General features: G+C 41.3%; 19 protein-coding genes. 15 read left to right on the top strand and 4 right to left on the bottom strand.

What is annotated here, in order from left to right:
• The first annotated feature begins 77 nt into the window (after window positions 1-77).
• Window positions 78-941 carry a LysR family transcriptional regulator gene (locus E2R53_RS10475; protein WP_133311702.1) on the top strand — a complete coding sequence of 288 codons (864 nt, stop codon included), beginning with the start codon at window positions 78-80 and terminating at the stop codon, window positions 939-941.
• A 174-nt stretch (window positions 942-1,115) separates the two neighbouring features.
• A complete protein-coding gene (locus tag E2R53_RS10470) occupies window positions 1,116-2,426 on the top strand; it encodes a CitMHS family transporter (protein WP_133312253.1) in 1,311 nt (436 codons plus the stop codon).
• Between the two features lie 17 nt (window positions 2,427-2,443).
• Here E2R53_RS10470 and yyaC read toward each other — a convergent pair whose 3' ends face one another.
• Together yyaC and E2R53_RS10460 are read right to left on the bottom strand one after the other, a co-directional pair.
• On the bottom strand, window positions 2,444-3,037 hold the full coding sequence (gene yyaC / locus E2R53_RS10465) for a spore protease YyaC (RefSeq protein WP_286166141.1): 594 nt from the start codon (window positions 3,035-3,037) through the stop codon (window positions 2,444-2,446).
• A 23-nt stretch (window positions 3,038-3,060) separates the two neighbouring features.
• Window positions 3,061-4,179, bottom strand: a complete 1,119-nt coding sequence (locus E2R53_RS10460; protein ID WP_133311701.1) for an AbrB family transcriptional regulator — start codon at window positions 4,177-4,179, stop codon at window positions 3,061-3,063.
• A gap of 152 nt (window positions 4,180-4,331) precedes the next feature.
• On the opposite strand from E2R53_RS10460, the gene E2R53_RS10455 reads away from it, so the two are divergent.
• Together E2R53_RS10455 and E2R53_RS10450 are read left to right on the top strand one after the other, a co-directional pair.
• On the top strand, window positions 4,332-5,204 hold the full coding sequence (locus E2R53_RS10455) for a LysR family transcriptional regulator (RefSeq protein ID WP_133311700.1): 873 nt from the start codon (window positions 4,332-4,334) through the stop codon (window positions 5,202-5,204).
• Window positions 5,205-5,355: 151 nt separating this feature from the next.
• Entirely contained in the window at window positions 5,356-6,222 is an 867-nt protein-coding gene (locus tag E2R53_RS10450; protein ID WP_133311699.1) for a PPK2 family polyphosphate kinase, read from the top strand.
• A gap of 117 nt (window positions 6,223-6,339) precedes the next feature.
• Here E2R53_RS10450 and E2R53_RS10445 read toward each other — a convergent pair whose 3' ends face one another.
• A complete protein-coding gene (locus E2R53_RS10445; protein ID WP_133312251.1) occupies window positions 6,340-6,915 on the bottom strand; it encodes a DUF2179 domain-containing protein in 576 nt (191 codons plus the stop codon).
• 363 nt (window positions 6,916-7,278) lie between these two features.
• Between E2R53_RS10445 and E2R53_RS10440 the strand changes: the two genes are divergently transcribed.
• From E2R53_RS10440 to E2R53_RS10405, 8 genes are all read left to right on the top strand, one after another.
• Window positions 7,279-7,974 (top strand): sigma factor-like helix-turn-helix DNA-binding protein, encoded by a 696-nt coding sequence (locus E2R53_RS10440; RefSeq protein ID WP_133311698.1) that lies wholly within the window; start codon window positions 7,279-7,281, stop codon window positions 7,972-7,974.
• 30 nt (window positions 7,975-8,004) lie between these two features.
• Window positions 8,005-8,586 carry an ATP-dependent Clp endopeptidase proteolytic subunit ClpP gene (gene clpP, locus E2R53_RS10435; RefSeq protein ID WP_133311697.1) on the top strand — a complete coding sequence of 194 codons (582 nt, stop codon included), beginning with the start codon at window positions 8,005-8,007 and terminating at the stop codon, window positions 8,584-8,586.
• 264 nt (window positions 8,587-8,850) lie between these two features.
• Window positions 8,851-9,036, top strand: coding sequence for a hypothetical protein (locus E2R53_RS10430; RefSeq protein WP_133311696.1), 186 nt, complete (start codon window positions 8,851-8,853; stop codon window positions 9,034-9,036).
• A gap of 616 nt (window positions 9,037-9,652) precedes the next feature.
• On the top strand, window positions 9,653-10,213 hold the full coding sequence (locus E2R53_RS10425; RefSeq protein ID WP_133311695.1) for an AAA family ATPase: 561 nt from the start codon (window positions 9,653-9,655) through the stop codon (window positions 10,211-10,213).
• Window positions 10,214-10,236: 23 nt separating this feature from the next.
• Window positions 10,237-10,776, top strand: coding sequence for a GNAT family N-acetyltransferase (locus tag E2R53_RS10420; RefSeq protein ID WP_133311694.1), 540 nt, complete (start codon window positions 10,237-10,239; stop codon window positions 10,774-10,776).
• 223 nt (window positions 10,777-10,999) lie between these two features.
• Window positions 11,000-11,506 (top strand): RNA polymerase sigma factor, encoded by a 507-nt coding sequence (locus tag E2R53_RS10415; protein WP_133311693.1) that lies wholly within the window; start codon window positions 11,000-11,002, stop codon window positions 11,504-11,506.
• 142 nt (window positions 11,507-11,648) lie between these two features.
• The gene (locus E2R53_RS10410) at window positions 11,649-12,044 is read left to right on the top strand and encodes a hypothetical protein (protein ID WP_133311692.1); all 396 of its coding nucleotides are present in this window, start codon (window positions 11,649-11,651) and stop codon (window positions 12,042-12,044) included.
• Between the two features lie 156 nt (window positions 12,045-12,200).
• Complete coding sequence (locus E2R53_RS10405) at window positions 12,201-14,453, top strand: choice-of-anchor I family protein (protein ID WP_286166140.1); 2,253 nt, start codon at window positions 12,201-12,203, stop codon at window positions 14,451-14,453.
• A gap of 71 nt (window positions 14,454-14,524) precedes the next feature.
• Here the strand turns inward: E2R53_RS10405 and E2R53_RS10400 are convergent, their stop codons facing one another.
• The gene (locus E2R53_RS10400; protein WP_133311691.1) at window positions 14,525-16,060 is read right to left on the bottom strand and encodes a glycine betaine uptake BCCT transporter; all 1,536 of its coding nucleotides are present in this window, start codon (window positions 16,058-16,060) and stop codon (window positions 14,525-14,527) included.
• Between the two features lie 574 nt (window positions 16,061-16,634).
• Between E2R53_RS10400 and E2R53_RS10395 the strand changes: the two genes are divergently transcribed.
• The 3 genes from E2R53_RS10395 to E2R53_RS10385 all read left to right on the top strand — a co-directional run bounded on the left by E2R53_RS10395 (window position 16,635) and on the right by E2R53_RS10385 (window position 18,905).
• Window positions 16,635-16,913 carry a YhdT family protein gene (locus E2R53_RS10395; RefSeq protein WP_133311690.1) on the top strand — a complete coding sequence of 93 codons (279 nt, stop codon included), beginning with the start codon at window positions 16,635-16,637 and terminating at the stop codon, window positions 16,911-16,913.
• Window positions 16,910-18,349: a sodium/pantothenate symporter gene (gene panF / locus E2R53_RS10390; protein ID WP_133311689.1), complete on the top strand. Its 1,440-nt coding sequence runs from the start codon at window positions 16,910-16,912 to the stop codon at window positions 18,347-18,349. Before E2R53_RS10395 ends, panF begins: the two co-directional genes overlap by 4 nt.
• A 157-nt stretch (window positions 18,350-18,506) precedes the next feature.
• A complete protein-coding gene (locus E2R53_RS10385) occupies window positions 18,507-18,905 on the top strand; it encodes a peptidoglycan-binding domain-containing protein (RefSeq protein ID WP_133311688.1) in 399 nt (132 codons plus the stop codon).
• Window positions 18,906-18,942 lie beyond the last annotated feature (37 nt).

The following is an 18,942-nucleotide window of genomic DNA, read 5'->3' as shown; positions in this document are numbered from 1 at the left end:
GGAATCATAAGTAAAATAGATAAATTCTTAATAAAATACATAATAAAACTTATAATCAATGATTGGAGCTGAAAGGTATGGATGAAAAAGACTGGATTGCTTTGAGGATTTTAAGTGAGGAAAAAAATATCAGCCGGGCGTCTGAACGTCTGTATATTTCACAGCCTGCGCTGACATATAGGCTGAAAAATCTGGAAGAAGAGTTCGGAACTCGTTTATTTTTCAAAATTAAAGGGGGCATAGAGTTTACCTCCGAGGGGCTGCATTTAGCTGCTTATGCAGAAGAAATGATCCAAAATCTGCAGAAAACAAAAGACTACATGTTGAACATGCAAAAGGAAGTGAGGGGAACTTTACGCCTTGGAGTATCGAGCAACTTCGCACAATATAAACTTCCTAAACTATTAAAAGGGTTTTCAACCGAGCATCCTAATGTGCAATTCAGCGTGAACACCGGCTGGAGTACTGAGATTATGAGCCTGCTGGATTCTTCAAGCGTGCAGCTTGGCATTTTGCGCGGAAATTATGACTGGTATGGAACGAAAACACTTCTCCATAAAGAAAGGCTGTGTCTGATTTCAAAAAATGAAATCAATATGGACCGGCTTCCTCAGCTGCCGTTTATTCAATATAAGACAGATAGTTCTTTAAAAAATCTGATAAACGGGTGGTGGAATGACCGCTTTTCAGAGCCGCCATTTGTAACAATGGAAACAGACAGGCAGGAAACGTGCAAGGAGATGGTGAAAAATGATTTAGGAATTGCGATTTTGCCTGAAATTTGCCTCCAGCCATCTGATAATCTATATACATATGGCCTGTCTTATAAAAATGAGGAGCCTGTTTTAAGAAATACGTGGCTTATGTACAATCAGGATTCTCTGCAATTGTCTACTGTTAAGCATTTTATTGACTTTTTAGATCATCATCCTGAAATTTGAGAATGGGGAAATTTCCTCGTTTTAATGACTGATTATAAGAATTTTTTTAAGAAAACCTAAAAAAATATATATTTTACTTATTTCCTTGTATCTAATAATCTTAAAATATGCAATATTGCGAATGATAATAAGAATTATTTGTAAGCGGTTACTTAATACAAGGAGGGGATGAAGATACTTACTTTTTTAGGAATTTCGATGGTGGCGGTCTTTACCTATTTGATTATGGCGAAGCGGTTATCTCCTGTTACGGCTCTGGTTATTGTACCGATTGTTTTTGCGCTGATTGGGGGTTTCGGGTTAGAGCTTGGGGAGATGATGATGGAAGGCTTGAAGACAGTAGCCCCTTCAGCTGCTTTACTCCTGTTTGCGATTTTGTTTTTCGGTATTTTAATAGATGCGGGATTATTTGATCCCCTTATTCATAAAATGATGAAATTGGTGAAAGGCGATCCGGTGAAAATAGCGATAGGAACAGCTGTTATCGCCATGATCGTCGCGCTTGATGGAGACGGAACTACGACACATATGATTACCATTTCTGCCATGCTTGCGCTTTACCTGCGAATTGGAATGAATACGCTGATTCTCGCAACGATTTCGATGCTGTCTGTCAGTATTATGAGCGGAATGACACCTTGGGGAGGACCTGCGACAAGAGCGGTTGCCTCATTAGGCCTTGATGCAAATGAATTCTTTCTCCCTATGCTCCCGACCATGCTTGCAGGAATGGGATGTATTCTTTTTATCGCTTTTGTTCTGGGAAAAAAGGAGCGGGCACGAATAGGGATTATTGAAATGCAAGAAGTCTCGAAGGAATCTTTGGCGTTTAGCGAAGCGGCAGCCGCATACACGCTTCAGGAAGATATAAAACGCCCAAAATTAAGATGGGTCAACTTCATTTTAACTCTCACAGTCATGGTGATCCTGGTCATGGGCATTCTGCCGGTTCCAGTTCTGTTTTTAATCGGAGCCATGCTTGCCGCGATGATCAACTATCCGAATTTAGAGCAGCAGAAAGAGCGGATTCTTTCTCATGCGGGAAATGCTTTAACCGTTGTTATCTTAGTATTTGCCGCAGGTATCTTTTCAGGCATTTTTTCCGGAACAAAAATGGTGGATGCAATATCAAATTCACTGGTCGCTATTATTCCTGAATCTGTAGGTTCTTTTTTTCCGCTGGTTGTGGCGCTGACAAGTATGCCGTTTACATTCGTGCTTTCCAATGATGCGTATTACTTTGGAGTATTGCCGATACTTGCTGAGGCAGGAGCTGCATATGGAGTAAGTCCCCTGGAGATTGCGAGAGCTTCTGTTTTAGGCCAGCCTGTTCATTTTCTGAGTCCGCTCGTTGCTTCCACGCTCTTACTTGTTGGAATGGTCAAAACGGATCTTGGCGAATTCCAGCGCTACGCCTTTAAGTGGACGCTTCTATGCTCCATTGTGATTATACTTGCTGCCTTTATAACTGGTGCGATTACTTAAAAAAGAAACGGAGCCTGCTAGATGCGAGGCTCCGTTTCTTTTTGCGCAGCGATTGAAATGATGCTGACAATGATCTTCGCCAGGTTCATGACCGTAAAAAGGCGGGTATCATTTAAAAATTGAGAAGCAGGCAGCGGATCGATAGAATTCACGATTGCTTTGAAATGGTAGTCTCCAACTTCCGGCAACATCTTTTCCAGCGCTTTTCCGGGGGCAAGAGGACCCTTATTAAAAAGAACAGATCCGACTTGATCCTGAGTTCCGAGGCAAGCATCCATACTAATAATGAGAGGTTTCTTAAATGGTTTTTGAATCTCTTTAAGGATTCCTTTTAGATTAAAGGCATGAACAGGTTCTTCTAATGTTCCGTAAATACGGAAGGGGATCTCATTTTCACTAAGCATCGTTCCGACTAATGGTCCTAATGAATCACCGACATACCGGTCTGAACCAATGCATAGGAAAACAATTTCCTGATTCTCCTGTGCAGCTTGCTGGAAAATTTCCCGTAATTTCCGGGCAGCAGCTTCAATTTCCTTTTCTTCTGTTTTCCTTTTGGATTTCACTCGATAAGCAGGTTCCTCTGGCTTTTCATTAGAAAAAAGATTCACTGTTGTCCCCCCAATAGGCTCTGTTATGAGGCAGAAGCCTGCGATTGTTTCTTCTTCTTACATTCTAAGACATGCAAGAATTTAAAGAAAGGAGGAAGAATCATACAGACTGCGACGATCCGCAGCACCTGAACCGCTGCGACAAAGGCGGAGTCGGCATGAAATACGATTGCTGCAGTTGTCATTTCTGCGATGCCGCCCGGGGCAAATGCGAGCACAGAGGTGATGAATGGCAGATCTGTTGCAGCTGATACAAGATAAGCACAGAAGAACATAGCGAGCACTAGACCTGTTGTGCTTAAAAAAGAGATGAACAGTGTTTCTTTTAAACCAATGAACATCCTTTTATGAAAACGGGAGCCAATGCTTGCTCCGATAAATAGTTGTGAAAGGATGATCAACTCATGAGGCCACCAGGCTGTGAGATCATAACCGGCTATGGAACTGAAAGACTTGACCAAACCTACACTGATCATCGCGCCGATCAGCCATGGAGCAGGAAATTTAAATAATTTAAACGTGTAAGCGCCAAGCCATGCGGCCAGCATGAAAACCGCAGTCCCTGGCAAATCTTCGAATTTAAAAGAATAAACTGCAGGAGAAACCGTGTCCTGAACAGGGCTTCCCATCCATATAAAGAGCAGAATAGGAATGGAGAGAACGACAATGAATATGCGCATGGTTTGAATGATGCTTACCATACCTGTATTGGCGCCTGCTTCTTCTGCCATACCAGGCATCGCTGATAAGCCTCCAGGTGCTGAGGCGAAAAAACTGGTCAGCATATCAAGTCTGCTGTACTTCCATAAAATCAGGCCGGACAGCATAGCAAATAAAAGGGAAAGAAGCAGCATCATCGTGACAATATGCCAATTCTCTTTGAAAATAGTAAAAACAGAATCATTTAACTTCATGCCCAGTTCAATCCCTAAGATCCCCTGACCAATTAATAACCAATGATTTGGAACACCTGTATGGGGCATCTTCAGCCATTTTGGACGCTTGATTGTAAGAAAAGCTGCCGAGAGCAGTGTACCAATCATCCAGCCGACCGGAACACCTGTTAGGGAAAATAGAAATCCGCAAACCCCGCATACTGCCATAAAGAAAACACATTGCAGAAATTGGCTGTTTTCTTTCATTCAAGCTCCTTCTTTCTATGTTTTAAAGCAGTGAACGGACGAATCACCAACTTGTTAAACCAAATATAGTATACTTTCAGATATAAATAAAATATTGATTTTTTATTCTTATCCATAAATATAGTTGATGTCTAAATGAGGGGGTAAAGAGAATGGATGAAAGGGATTGGCTGGTTTTACAGACGCTTTACCGTGAAAAAAACATCACAAAGGCTGCCCAGCATTTATATATTTCGCAGCCTGCATTGACGAATCGCCTGCAGCAGCTGGAAAAGGAATTCGGCGTGACCATCGTTCACAGAGGAAGACGCGGCGTTCAATTTACACCACAAGGCGAATATTTGGCGAAATGCTCCCATGATATGCTGTCTGCCATTCAGAAAATAAAAGAAAATGTCCTCAATATGGAGGATAACGCGGTTGGAACATTAAGGCTTGGAGTGTCTAATTTTTTCACAGATTATAAGCTTCCCAATCTCTTAAAATTATTTAAAGAACAGTACCCGAATGTGGAATTCAAGGTAACGACCGCATTCAGCAGCGAGATTGCCCATTTAATTTACAGCGGGGATGTTCACATCGGGTTTGTCAGGGGAGATTACAGCTGGAAAGGGCAAAAGCGTCCGCTGTTTGAAGAAACTTTGTGCATTGCTTCAAAAAGTGAAATCGATATCTCAAAACTCCCCGATTTTCCGAGAATTGATTACCACACAGATCCTCTGCTGAAAACAGCCGTAGATCATTGGTGGTCTGAACATTTCACACAGCCCCCATTGATAAGCATAGAAGTGGATAAAGCCGATACGTGCAAAAAAATGGTTGTAAATGGATTGGGCTATGCTATTTTGCCTAGTATGATTCTAAGTGATGTCGATGACCTCCACAAAATTGTGATTAAAACCGCTGACGGAAAGCCAATCATGCGTAAAACGTGGATGTTTTTCCACGAGGAATCCCTGCAGCTCAATATTGTGAAGGCATTCGTTGATTTTATCGAGGAACTGGATTTGGAGAATGGGATTTAGAGGAAGAAAAAGGCTGTCTATTTTACATTGCTCGTTTGTGTATTTTAAAACAGGGGTAATAATGAAGGAAAACACTAGAAAAAATTTTAAAATCACTCATTCCAAAACGGATACCCGTTTCCGGTTTTCAAGGAAGGCATAGGAGGAACAAATGAACATAAGCAAGTATAAGGTTGAAGGCAATAAAAAAGTCGAACTGAAGAATTACGCAACAACAGAGGACCATGGCTTCAAGAAAAAGGAACTGCTTGATCAGCACATTCCGGAAAGCGTTGACAAATTGAAAGAATTGCACTGGCGCCTTCATGCAGAAGAGAAAAAAGGCATAGTAGTTGTTTTGCAGGCGATGGATGCTGCAGGTAAAGATGAGGCAATCAGCTATATCTTTTCGAATTTAACTGCACAAGGTTTAAAAACGACTTCTTTTCAGAAGCCGTCTGACACGGAGCTTAGCCATGACTATCTTTGGCGGATTCGCGAAGGACTTCCGGCGAGAGGACAGATCGGCATCCTGAACCGGTCCCATTATGAAGAAGTGATTGCACCAAGAGTCCATGATTTGCTGGATGATGAAACAATCCCCGACGATAAGGATAAGGAAGAAATCTGGTCAGTGCGCTTTCGTCAAATAAATGATTTTGAACGGTATATAGTAGAAAACGGCTTTGAAGTAATTAAATTTTTCTTTCATATGTCGAAAGAAGAACAGAAACATAGACTGCTGGAGCGAATGAAAAATCCGAAAAAGAATTGGGAGTTTTCATTTAGCGATGTGGAAGAACGGCAGCATTGGGACAGTTATCAGGAAATCTTTGAAGACATGTTAAGCAATACGTCAACGGATTACGCCCCATGGTACATCCTTCCGGCAGATGATGAATGGTATTCGCGCTACATTATTACGGAAGTCATGATTGACTGTCTGGAAAAAATAGACCCGCAATTTCCGGAAATTTCACAAGAAAACCGTGAGAAGCTCGATGACTATATCGAGATGCTGGAAAATGAGGCAGACTAATATAGTGAGCTAACTTATTGTGTTAAAAAAAACGGGTACTAATTGCTTTGCAATTTAGTACCCGTTTTCTGCTGCTTTTTGATGTTTTCTCAATATGGAACCCGTTATGAATTCAAATCAGCTTTTTTCAGAATAGGACTCTGCAGGTCCTTTCATTTTTTTCTTCATAAACATACTTTGTCTTTTCTTCATCGACTTTGTTAAATAGCCGCCTTTAAACGAGCGGATTTCATAGGACATCATGAAAGCAGTTGGTTCTCTTTCCTGAATAATTTCGAGCAATTCTTCTTCGCGTGACCGTTTAGAGACGATATCCAAGCGGTAGCGGGTAGAATTAATGCCCTGTCCTTCAAATGAAGTTACCCCAAAACCTGCATTTCTTAAATCATTGACAAGCACCGTATTTCTCTCAGGAACGTTTACCTGATACGTTATATACCCAATGGCAAGCTTCTTCTCCAATAAACCGCCGAGCAGCAAACCAACACTGAACCCAACAACGTACGCAATAATATTGTAAAAGTTTGATAGATCCTGAAAGACAATCCCTAAGCTGATGACGTAGATAATCGCTTCCAATAACCCGACACCAGCTGCTGATTTTGTTTGATTTTTTACAAGAAGGATGGTTCTCATTGTGAGGACCGGAACATAAACCAGCTGCAATAAAAAAATCAACAACGCTTGAAGCAACATGTAAAAAACTCCTTCTTCCTGACATACGGAAAGCTTAACATATTTCGTATGGATTTTCAGTTATTCTTAATCATTCATAAAATTACCAGGAAATCTGTTGGATGCATTTCCCGCATGCGTTATCCTTATCATGTATTAATAACTCTTTCATCGAGGGGGGGGGGCGGTGGGAGAATTGAATCGGGACATGCTGAAAAGAATGTAACAGATGTTGCCGTCTCTATATCAGAGCCGGTTTTTTTCAACCTAATGGTCAAAATCCTTTTAATTTGTATAAAATAAAAATAAATAACCGACCCCGTATCTTTTCATCCCCCTTCATTCGTTTAAAAAGCAGAGAGGTTTAAAAGGAGTGAGATCATGCGCGGTAACAGGCTGTCAGACTTAGAAAAACAGGAATGGCAAGCGTCCGAAATGCTTGAGTATTATCCGAAATTACAGCAATATTGCCAGTTTCTGACCCAGAACAAATATGACGGAGAAGATGTAGCGCAGGACGTGATGGTAAAAGCTTTTCTAAAATATGAGCAAGAAAAAATCAGTACTGCCCTTTTGAATAAGATGGCGTATCATCATTGGGTCGATGTGACTCGAAAAAGAAAGAAAGAATCTATTGGCGAACTCCCTGAATTGAGTGCCCGGGATCATGCATCTCGCATGAATGAGCTTTCAGAAATGATTGATCATTTAATGGCGAAGTGCACACCAAAGCAAGCTGTGCTATTCCTGCTGAAGGAAGGATTTCAATATCAGGCCAGGGAGCTTGCTGAAATGCTTGAGACTTCTGAAACTGCCATAAAATCCGCGTTGTTTCGGGCAAAGAAACGATTGGCAAAGGATAAGAAAGAAGCTGATTCCTTCTGGGATGAGGAAGAACGCGAGCTGCTATCTGACTTGATGTATACTTCGCTGCAATTTCAGGATCCATCTCCTTTGCTTCAGGCATTGCCTGACATTCTTACATTTGAAGGCACTGAAAGTCCGGCACTCATCCTTACAAGTGTGCGGCCTTTACCGAGCTTCTCTTCTTCGGCCTCTCTGTGCATGGCTGCATAGCCTGCAAAAACGAAACGAGGAGGAACTCCAGTGAGTACTATACCTTATGTTATTGAACAGTCTGGGCGCGGAGAACGTTCCTATGATATTTACTCCCGCCTATTGAAGGACCGCATTATTATGATCGGGGATGAAATTAATGATCATGTCGCGAACGTAGTTGTAGCGCAGCTCCTGTTTTTAGCAGCAGAAGATTACGAAAAAGACATTTCCATTTATATAAACAGCCCTGGAGGATCCATAACAGCGGGGTTCGCAATTTTTGATACGATGCAATACATTAAGCCTGATGTCAGGACCATCTGCACCGGAATGGCTGCTTCATTTGGAGCAATGCTGCTTTTAGCCGGGACAAAAGGGAAACGGTTTGCGCTCCCGAACAGCGAAATCATGATTCATCAGCCGCTGGGAGGAGCACGCGGTCAGGCGACGGAAATCGAAATCTCTGCCCGCCGCATCCTGAAGCTTCGCGAGCACATCAACGAAATCATCGCTGAGCGTACAGGCCAATCCATTGAAAAAGTAGCCAGAGATTCTGACCGCGATTACTACATGAGTGCTTCTGAAGCGAAGGAATATGGGATTATTGACGAGATTATTGTTTCGAGATGATAGAGGACACATATCTGCTGTAAAAGCGGATGTGTGTTTTTTTACGTGAAATTAACAAATTACGATTAGGGAAAATTGTAAAATGAAAATTAAGGTATTTTGCTGAGATGTTGATTCGCATAATTCGCTGCACAGATGGCTATTATTTCTAAAAAGAGACAAGGCAAAGCAGCCGAATTTAGAGGAGGCATTAATCTTGGATCATTTAGTTGCAAAGGCAGAAGATAACTACGCCTTTTAAGCGCTAACGAGGAAAGCATTAGGATGTATGAGCTGAGTGAGAAATATATTGCGGATCAAAAGACTCAGATTGACGGTGCGAGAGAAGAAAAAGCCATAGAGATTGCAAAGAGCTTGCTTAAAGTACAGAGCATGTCCATTAAGGATGTAGCCAATCATACGGGACTTACGATTCAAAAAGTAAAAGAACTTGCTGAAGAAGGAAGATAATTTCTATATTTCTTTGTGTAACATTAACTCGGTGAAATGAAAACAATATCACTAGTAGGAATGAGATTATCAGTCGTATAATTAGAGGGATACATGACCGCTTGAATGGCTGAATGGCTGGAATGTCTCTCTTTTTTTTGAACTATTTTTTAACTTTCTTTAGAAAAATATGTTAATATTTTTTATAATCCGTTAGGGGAAGGTAAATATGAGGAAAAATCCATAAGGAAGAGCTATAGAGATGAACTCAAATTTAAAAGATTTAGAGGAACGACATACGTGTTTGGAAGTGCGAAAAAGCCAGATAGTAGCTGATGATTTCTTTGAAATAGGCAGTTCAGGATACATGTTTGATAAAAAAGAAGGCTCTTTTAGTAAATATTGTTGCTATTAGATTAAATGTTAAAAACCCTTAGTGGATTGAAGCGGAAGGAACTTGACTCCTGCGGGAAGTAGAGCAAATTGGGAGACCCCACAGGCAACGCCGAGGAGGCTCCCATGCTCCCCGCGGAAAGCAAGTTCCTGGAGCGGAAAGGAACGGGCAACATTTATAATGAAAAACAACAATCTATACGAAAACAGCCAAAAAGAATGTCTTGAAAGCTGAGGAGAAACGATGAAATTCATCTTACTATTTGGTCCGCAGGCAGTCGGCAAAATGACTGTCGGTCAAGAGCTTGAAAAAATAACGGAGTTAAAACTCTTTCATAATCACATGACAATTGATCTAGTAGCCCCTTTTTTCAGCTATGGCACGTCAGAGGGGAAAAGACTGGTTAATTTGTTTCGGAAGGAAATCTTTAAAGAAGTGGCAAAAAGCAGTTTGCCCGGTTTGATTTTTACATACGTATGGGCATTTGACCAGCAATCAGACTGGGATTATGTCGAGAAGGTCTGTCATCTTTTTGAATCCAAGGGCGCTGATGTTTGTTTTATTGAGCTCGAAGCAGATATGGAAGAAAGAGTTGAACGCAATAAAAGTCCCCATAGACTTCATCACAAGCCTACAAAACGAGATGTTGAGTGGTCGGAAAACGATTTAAAAACGAGTTTGGTAAAGTACAGGCTGAACTCGAGGGACGGTGAGATCACTAGGGAAAAATATATTAAGATTAACAATACGCATTTATCTGCAGAGGAAACGGCGAGCTTGATAAAGCAGCGATTTCAATTATAAGGTTTTCCGAGGAGGAGATAAGGTTGCTTATACGGAAGATGAAGGAACATGAAATTGAGTTTGTCCGAATGCAGCGTTTGGAAGGTTACAAGGAATATAGAAGTCTTGTATCAGAGGATCATTGGTATGCTTTAAAAGGGACACTCTCATCTGACAGTGATCTGAATAAGGGTGTTGAGATTTTTGTTGCAGAAATAGAAAATCAACTTGCAGGAAGCATCGTCCTGTTCCCTGGGAAAATGGCTTCATATGAATGGACCTCAGATTCACCGGATTATCCAGAAATTCGAATGCTTGCAGTGGATCATCAATACAGAGGGCATGGAATAGGGAGAGCCTTAGTGCAGCACTGTATCGATCTGTCTGCAAAACAGGGATACTCATTTGTAGGATTACATACAGCTGATTTTATGAAAAATGCGATTGCTTTATATACTAAAATGAATTTTGAACGAGTTCCTGAGTTTGATTTTGAACCAGTTAATGACGGCATTATTGTTAAGGGTTTTAGACTGCCTATTCCGCTGTTGCATCCCCTCAAAAATAAAAGTCAGATAGAATAGAAGTTAAATTGGGCCGCATAAGGTCCTTTTTTTATGCCTTAATATCTCCTTTGGTAATTCTTAAATTTCCTTAAAAAAATCTTAAGAAAAAGTTTCCTTTCATAATGGGAGAGGCTGGCATATAATTTGAAGAGAAGAGTTATAAGAGTAAATTTAACCTGAATACAGTTATTATATAAAATGTTAATTTAACTAGAATTATAGAAAGACGGGTGAGTCAGTCATGCCCCCAGCAGCAGCTGCAGCAAGCGATCAGACTTCTTTTAACGATATTTATCAAACTTATTATACGGTGATTTACCGGATTGCCCTGAGGATGACAAAGGATCCCCATTTGGCTGAGGATATTGCCCAGGAAACCTTTCTTAAGGCATTTTTGAAGATGGACACGATTTTTGAAAAAGAGAAATTGAAAAATTGGCTTTCTTCAATTGCAAGGAGAACGGCGATTGATTTGTTTTTAAGAAAGAAGAGAAATGAGATTTCTATTGAAGAGCAGCAGGTAGCCGACGGCAGGGAACAGTTAGAGGATACGATTGACTATTCACTATTAAAAGAAAAGACGAAGCATCTTGTTTCTGGGCTGAAATCAGATTACAAGGAAATCATGACGCTGAAACTGTTTTTAGAAATGAAAGATCAGGAAATAGCAGAGTATCTTTCCTTGAACATTTCAACGGTTAAAACAAAAATACATAGAGCGCGCAAGGAATTAAAGGCCGCGCTTTGAAAGAGGATGAACTCACAGGAGTTCATCCTCTTTTTAATGTCTAGTCCTATTTAAAAAACATACAATGGAAATAATTATCAGAAACGTGAAACTTTAACTCTGGCGTTCCGTAATACCAGGTATAGGAGAGGAGGAAACATATATGATTTATCTTTTCACATTAGTCCTTTATGCAGTAACACTCGGATTCATTGGACTTGGCATCTTTATGCTTTTCACTGGATATGAAAAAAAGAAAACAATCATTGTCCTGATCATCGCTCTTATTTTAGTCATTGTGGGTCTATCCATTAATAAACTTATTCCTGCCTCAGATGGTGAAAGAACAATAAATGTAGACAATAAAGCAGTTTCCGAAATGGATGGCGGTTACCAGTGCGTTCTGAAAGACGACTACCTGGAAATGGATTTCCGCTATGAAACTGCCGATAAAGCTAAAGCTGAAACATACTGTGATCAATTTAATCAAGGGGAAGAGTATACGATAAACTATGTTCGTAAAGATGGGATTAATCATATAAAGGAATTAAACAATTAGAGTTTGTCAGAATGCTAAGAGGATGTTTTCAAAAACATCCTTTTTTGTATTTTTATTTACAAAAACCAAACAAAAATTTACATAAATCTGATAGCCTCAGGCATGGTTTTCAAGTTACCCTTTATTTATAGAAAACCAAGTTCAGGAGGAGAATTCATGAAAAACACAGATTTGTTTCGTAAATTCGGCACATTATCTTTAGCAGGTGTTTTACTGGCTTCGAGTTTTCCGGCAAGTTTTTATTTTGCAAAAGCTGAAACGACAGCTGAGAATGCTTCTTCCCAAATGATGTCAGGGAAAAAAGAAGGCGATGTATCTATCAATAATACGATGAAAATTTCCGATATAAAATCAGAAAAAGGGCTTAAAGGCCAAATGATTGCAGTGGAAGGTACGGTGTCTGCAGCAAACGTGAAGGTTCATCCTGATGCCATGCCCGTAACATATATACAAGATGAAACTGGAGGAATAGCAGCTGTCGGACTTGACTCAAAGAAAGGTCAGCGCGTCCGTATAAGCGGGATGGTTCAAGATCAAAAAGGCAGTCGTTCATTATTAACACAGGAAACTGTCCTAGTAGATGAAAAAGAAACAGATGTTGATGAGAAAATGGTTTCTGCTGAGGAAGCAGCCTCAAAAGAAGGTTTGCTAGTGAAAGTGAAAGGTGAAATTACATCTAAAACAGCAGATACACTGACGATTGACGGTGCATTGACTGTCTACGCAGATGCTTCAGCTGGAACATTACAGGAATACAAAACAGGTGATCTCATTACGGCATCAGGGATTATTGCGTTTGATGAAAAGAAAAAGCCGCGCCTGATTGTGAGCAGTCTTGGAGATATTGCGAGGAACGAACAAATGCCTGATACTCTTCAGCTGAAAAAGGTGGCAGGTTTCAGTACTGGTGTAACGGACAAAGATGGCGGAGTGGCAGAGATTGTGAAATACAATCCTGATAATAAGAGTTTTTACGTGATTAATGGAAAAAGCCAAACAATTGATATTGTCAGTATAAAAGACTTAACTTCTGAATACGGCCAGGAGCTGAAAAAAGAAAAGTCACTTAATATGGCAGAAGCCGTAAACTCGGATACGTTCAATTACGGTGATGTAACAAGCATTGATTTCAATCAAAAGCAGAAAGTGATCACTGCTGCGGTTCAGGAGGCAGACTATACAAAAGCAGGCAAAATAGTTGTAATGGATTATGATGGGAATGTATTAAAGACGTTTGCTGCCGGTATCCAACCGGATATGGTGAAGATGTCTGAAGATGGCCGCTACATTCTGACAGCTGATGAAGGTGAACCTAGAGCAGGACTTGAAAATGTAGTTGATCCTGAAGGCTCAGTAACCATTGTGAATTATGAAACGGGTGAAGTGAAAAAGACAAGATTTAATGATGCAAAAGTGATTGATCGTCATGTTCACATCCGGAATAACGGCAATAAAGCAGATGCCGTACATGATTTGGAGCCGGAATATCTTGCTTTGTCTAAAGACGGAAGCAAAGCGTATGTATCTCTTCAAGAAAACAATGCTATTGCGGCGATAGACGTGGCCTCAGGCAAAGTGAAATCAGTTAAATCTCTGGGGTACAAGGATCATTCATTGCCTGGAAATGAGCTGGATGCTGCACGAAATAACAAAATCGAGATCGGGCGACTTCCGATTTTAGGTGCATATATGCCAGATTCTATTGCACATGTGGACATTAAAGGAGTCAGCTATCTAGTTACAGCAAATGAAGGGGATGCCACAGAGTGGGAAGAGTTTGAAAACGTCACGGACTTTTCAGATGTAAAGGACAGCATCAAGCTGAAATCCAATCTTTTTAAAGGAATGTCACCTAAGGAAGCAAAAGCGGCTTTTGATAAAATGAAAAACTCGGGAGATTACGATAAACTTGAAGTGCTGACGGACAGAGGCGACGACGCCGTTTATACGCTAGGCGGAAGATCGTTCTCCATTTGGAAAGCTGACACGATGGAGCTGGTTTACGACAGCGGAAGCGACTTTGAAAACATAACAGCAGAGCGCTTTCCTGAATTTTTCAACTGGTCGAATGATGATAGCGCCTTTGAGAAGCGCAGTGCAAAAAAAGGACCTGAACCAGAGGATGTAAAAATAGGCATGATCGGTCAAGAGGTGTATGCGTTTGTAGGTCTTGAGCGAATTGGCGGTGTCATGGCATATCATATTTCAAACCCAAAAGATGCTCAATTTGCAAGCTATATCAATACTAGAGACTTTTCAAGTGAAATCGCCGGAGACGTTTCCCCTGAAGGACTTGAATTTGTGCCTGCTGAGAAGAGTCCGACAGGCCGTCCGCTTGTTTTAGCGGGAAATGAAGTCAGCGGGACAGTTGCCGTTAATGAAGTGCAGGAGGCTTTGCATAGCAAGTGAATGGATATCCATATCCATTCAGTTCAGACTGCAGATTAACAGACATAAAAAAAAGCAGAAGCTCCAAGCCGTTAGGCTGGAGTTTCTACTTTTTTCTTCGGCTTTTTAACCGGCACTTGATTCATGCCCAGTTCTTTCGCCTCTTGTGTTAAAGCTTTAATTAAGCTGATGGTCATGAGCGCCATGATGACAGAGAACGGAAGGGCCGCAATGATCATCGTGTTCTGCAGAGCCTGCAATCCGCCTGAATATAGGAGGACGAGTGCGATTGCAGCTAAGAATACTCCCCAGATCACTTTCACGCTGCCGCTTGGATTTTGAGAACCGTTTGTTGTCATCATGCCAAGCACAAATGTACCTGAGTCAGCTGATGTGATGAAGAACGTGCCGACCAGCAGCATTGCAATAATGGAGAGAATCGTGCCCATCGGATAATTTTCAAAAACACCGAAAAGGGATTCTTCTGTTGCGAGTGCTGAAATCTTTGCTATCCCCTCATGCTCAAGCAGGATAGCGGATCCGCCAAAAGTTGAGAACCAGATAAATCCGATAAGTGATGGAATCAGCAGGACGAATACAACAAATTCGCGAATCGTTCTTCCTTTAGATACACGGGCAATAAAGATACCGACAAAAGGAGACCATGCAATCCACCATGCCCAGTAGAAAATCGTCCAGCCATTGATCCAGCTGCGGTTTTCTTCATCTAAAGGCGAGATGCGGAAACTCATGTTCAATATATTTTGCAAGTACGTTCCGATCGTGTCTGTAAAAAGATTTAGAGTAAACAGCGTTGGTCCAAATATGAACATTAATAGGAATAAGGCAAAAGCTAAGATCATATTGGCATTGCTTAAAATTTTGATACCTTTTCCCAGTCCGCTCAGGGCAGATAGGACAAAAAGTATAGTGAAAACCGCAACGATAATGAATTGAACGGCTAAATTTGAAGGAATGTCATAAAGGAAAGTTAATCCTCCGTTAATCTGCACCGCTCCGAAGCCTAGTGTCGTTGCAACACCGATTACAGTTGCGATTACAGCGATAACGTCAACAGCTTTTCCAATCGGTCCATTTGCATGACGGCCAATGATTGGCTTAAGTGTTGCGCTGATTAATCCTGGTTCACCTTTTCTGAAAGTAAAGTAAGCTAAAACCAGTGCAACGATTCCATAAATAGCCCAGGCATGGATGCCCCAATGAAAGAACGTGAATCTCATTGCGTTTCGAATCGCCTGATCAGTGCCTGTTTCTCCTGTTGGAGAGCTAATCGCATAATGGCTGATCGGTTCAGCCGCTCCCCAGAAAACAAGACCAATTCCCATTCCCGCACTAAAGAGCATGGCAAGCCAGGTTGGGCGTGAAAACTCAGGCTTATCCTCCTGCTTCCCAAGTTTTATCCGGCCAATCGGGCTTACCAGCAGATATAAACAAACAAAAACAAACACGGTAACAATAATCAGATAATACCATCCAAACTTATCTGTAATAAATCCTTGCATACTGCCTGTGACACTCTCAAGAGACGATGGTGCAACAACACCGACCAATACGAGAAGGGCCAAAATGGCAGCTGATACGTAAAATACAGCTGAAACATTTTTCATATTAAAATAAAATCTCCCATCTTTGATAGATTCGCAGAGGGCTTTACTTCAGTTGGAAAACACAAAAACATGCAAAACCAATCATTCATATCATTTCTTTTTTATGAAGCAATAGTAACTAACCCTTAAAGATTGCGTTAATAGAATACGTTAACTAATCATTCTCACTTAGCTATTATTTCCTCATGAACACTAAGCTGCCTGAACAATTTACAGGCAAATTACACCTGGATGGATGTTTGGTGATTTGTTTGTTTTGCCGCGCGGACATACTGCTCGGGTGCGGGGGGATCTTGATGGTCATCTGAAAAAGGCACTTAAACAGTATACACTACTTAAGCAGAAAATGTCTGTTCAGAGGAGTCTTTTTATAAATATGTAATTTGAAGAATGGAATCATGTTATGCAGATTTTTGTGTGTTTGAAGCAAACCTCTGAGTACAATTCCCCATTGCATAGGGGCTTAAACCTGTTTTTTGTGAAAAGTTGAACATGAAAAACTGTAATGAATATTCTCTTAAAGACAGATATAATAAATACTAGATTTGCGGACTGTGCTAAAAGGAGATATGAGATGAAGAAAAAAGAAGATGTGCGTTTTAAGATTGCTCATAAAGAAGCCAAAATCGGTATTGGTCTCGTTCTTTTCAATTTTATTTGGTGGTTTGGCTTCGCTTATGGGCTTGGTTCAGGTGACCCTGAGGCCTACAATTACATTCTAGGAATGCCAGAGTGGTTTTTTTACAGCTGTGTTCTTGGATTTCTTGTTATGGTCGTGCTTGTCATCATTTGTGTGAAATTCTTTTTTAAGGAAGTATCGTTTGAGGATGAGGAAGAAGGTGAAGCAGGATGAATTGGGCCGTTATATCTCCATTATTGCTGTTTTTGATCCTCATTTTCTTCGTTGGATTTTGGGCGAACCGATATGTGAAATCCACAGACTCCTTTCTCCAGGAGTATTTTCTTGGCGGAAGACAGCTGGGGGGATTTGTGCTTGCGATGACGATGATCGCGACATATGGAAGTGCGAGCAGCTTTATCGGCGGACCGGGTGTTGCTTACACACGGGGGCTTGGATGGGTGCTCTTATCCATGGCACAGCTTGCAACAGGGTATTTTGTGCTGATGGTGCTTGGGAAAAAGTTTGCGATTATGGCGCGGCAGTACAAGGCGATTACGCTGATTGATTTTTTGAAAGAACGATATAAGAGCCATGCAGTCGTTATTATTTCAGCCATCAGTATTATTGTCTTTTTGTTCTCGGCGATGGCCGCTCAATGGGTTGGCGGTGCAAGATTGATCGAATCGCTGACTGGTTTGTCTTATACCACCGCTTTGTTCATATTTGCAGTATCTGTTCTTGTGTATGTTATTATCGGCGGATTCAGGGCGGTCGCGCTGACAGATGCGGTTCAGGGTGTCATTATGTTTGTTGGAACGCTGGTTCTGCTTGTGGCAACGATTATTGCAGGCGGAGGAATTTCAAACATCATGGCAGAGCTTGTGGCAGAAAATCCGAACCTTGTATCTCCTTACGGGGCTGAGCGAGATTTAACTCCGCTCTATGTTTCTTCTTTTTGGATACTCGTTGGTGTCGGTGTTGTCGGCTTGCCGCAAATTACTGTCAGAGCTATGTCCTACAAAGATTCTCGTTCGATGCACAGAGCTATCATGATCGGTACAGCTGTCATCGGGTTTATTATGCTCGGCATGCACTTAATTGGTGTTTTTGCCCGGCCGATTCTGCCGGGTGTAGAAGTGGGAGATCAGGTGATGCCGATGCTGACACTTAAAGTGTTGCCGCCTTTGCTTGCAGGACTCGTCCTTGCCGCTCCGATGGCTGCAATCATGTCGACCGTTGATTCACTGCTGATTTTGGTCAGCTCAGCAATTGTAAAGGATATATACTTAAACTATATTAAACCTGAAGCTACAGAAAAACAGGTAAAAACCACAAGCTTCTGGGTAACAAGCGTAATCGGGATTTCCGTGGTGCTGTTCGCATTAAGCCCGCCTGAACTGCTGATATGGCTGAACTTATTTTCGTTCGGAGGACTCGAATCGGTTTTCATTTGGCCGGTTGTTTTCGGTTTGTATTGGAGCAAAGGAAATAAATATGGTGCGGTATCATCCATGATTTTTGGGATGGGTTCATATATTCTGCTTGACAGGCTGCATCCAAATGCGCTCGGCATGCATACCGTTGTGCTTCCGATTCTGATTTCCTTATGTGCCTATGTTGCTGGAAGTCTCCTTGCACATCGACAAAGTGTTCAGTTAGAAAAATAAATAAATTGGTTCATTTTTCCTGGGAAATGTGAAACTTCTTGTATAGAGAATCGTACTAATAGTACGGTTCTTTTCATTTGGACACATACATAAGCAAGTAAGCAAGAGCAGTCCGGACACCAGAACTGAATGATGGATTTATCAGGGGGAAATAAGAATGTCACTAGCTGCAAAAGCGTATTCATGTAATGGAAGAAGTTCATGGTCAGGAAGTTCACGAACGGAAAAAGAAGGGTATCAATGGATTGTTAATACGTCGGATAAAGGATACGTCCAATCTGGAAGCTCCATATGCGGGGTCGTCTTAAGCAACACGGTCATTGATTTCAGCGATACTTTTCTCGCTAAAAATGGCTATTCAGGAAACAAATCATCTTATGTAGCAAGCATTCAAAGAACACTTGCATGCCTGGGCTACGCACCGGGCGCTGCTGACGGAATCTTCGGAAGCGGGACAGAGCGTGCAGTCAAGGAATTTCAGGCTGACAAAGGCCTTTCTGCGGACGGAATTGTGGGCAAGGATACTTATTACTGTTTATCGACTGCGAGGTATTAATAAAATCCGGTTCTGCTTCTTAGTGAAGAGGAACCGG

Origin of the sequence: Peribacillus frigoritolerans (assembly GCF_004358755.1) — a bacterium.
Taxonomy (GTDB): Bacteria; Bacillota; Bacilli; order Bacillales; family Bacillaceae; genus Bacillus_P.
The sequence above is the reverse complement of the archived record's forward strand: the minus strand, read 5'-3'. Positions and strand labels throughout refer to the sequence as shown.

Excerpts from the sequence above, each read along its gene's own strand:
- E2R53_RS10475 (WP_133311702.1), top strand. The coding sequence starts at position 78 with ATGGATGAAAAAGACTGGATTGCTTTGAGGATTTTAAGTGAGGAAAAA.
- E2R53_RS10460 (WP_133311701.1), bottom strand. The coding sequence starts at position 4,179 with ATGAAAGAAAACAGCCAATTTCTGCAATGTGTTTTCTTTATGGCAGTA.
- E2R53_RS10455 (WP_133311700.1), top strand. The coding sequence starts at position 4,332 with ATGGATGAAAGGGATTGGCTGGTTTTACAGACGCTTTACCGTGAAAAA.
- E2R53_RS10450 (WP_133311699.1), top strand. The coding sequence starts at position 5,356 with ATGAACATAAGCAAGTATAAGGTTGAAGGCAATAAAAAAGTCGAACTG.
- E2R53_RS10440 (WP_133311698.1), top strand. The coding sequence starts at position 7,279 with ATGCGCGGTAACAGGCTGTCAGACTTAGAAAAACAGGAATGGCAAGCG.
- E2R53_RS10430 (WP_133311696.1), top strand. The coding sequence starts at position 8,851 with ATGTATGAGCTGAGTGAGAAATATATTGCGGATCAAAAGACTCAGATT.
- E2R53_RS10425 (WP_133311695.1), top strand. The coding sequence starts at position 9,653 with ATGAAATTCATCTTACTATTTGGTCCGCAGGCAGTCGGCAAAATGACT.
- E2R53_RS10415 (WP_133311693.1), top strand. The coding sequence starts at position 11,000 with ATGCCCCCAGCAGCAGCTGCAGCAAGCGATCAGACTTCTTTTAACGAT.
- E2R53_RS10410 (WP_133311692.1), top strand. The coding sequence starts at position 11,649 with ATGATTTATCTTTTCACATTAGTCCTTTATGCAGTAACACTCGGATTC.
- E2R53_RS10405 (WP_286166140.1), top strand. The coding sequence starts at position 12,201 with ATGAAAAACACAGATTTGTTTCGTAAATTCGGCACATTATCTTTAGCA.
- E2R53_RS10400 (WP_133311691.1), bottom strand. The coding sequence starts at position 16,060 with ATGAAAAATGTTTCAGCTGTATTTTACGTATCAGCTGCCATTTTGGCC.
- E2R53_RS10395 (WP_133311690.1), top strand. The coding sequence starts at position 16,635 with ATGAAGAAAAAAGAAGATGTGCGTTTTAAGATTGCTCATAAAGAAGCC.
- panF (WP_133311689.1), top strand. The coding sequence starts at position 16,910 with ATGAATTGGGCCGTTATATCTCCATTATTGCTGTTTTTGATCCTCATT.
- E2R53_RS10385 (WP_133311688.1), top strand. The coding sequence starts at position 18,507 with ATGTCACTAGCTGCAAAAGCGTATTCATGTAATGGAAGAAGTTCATGG.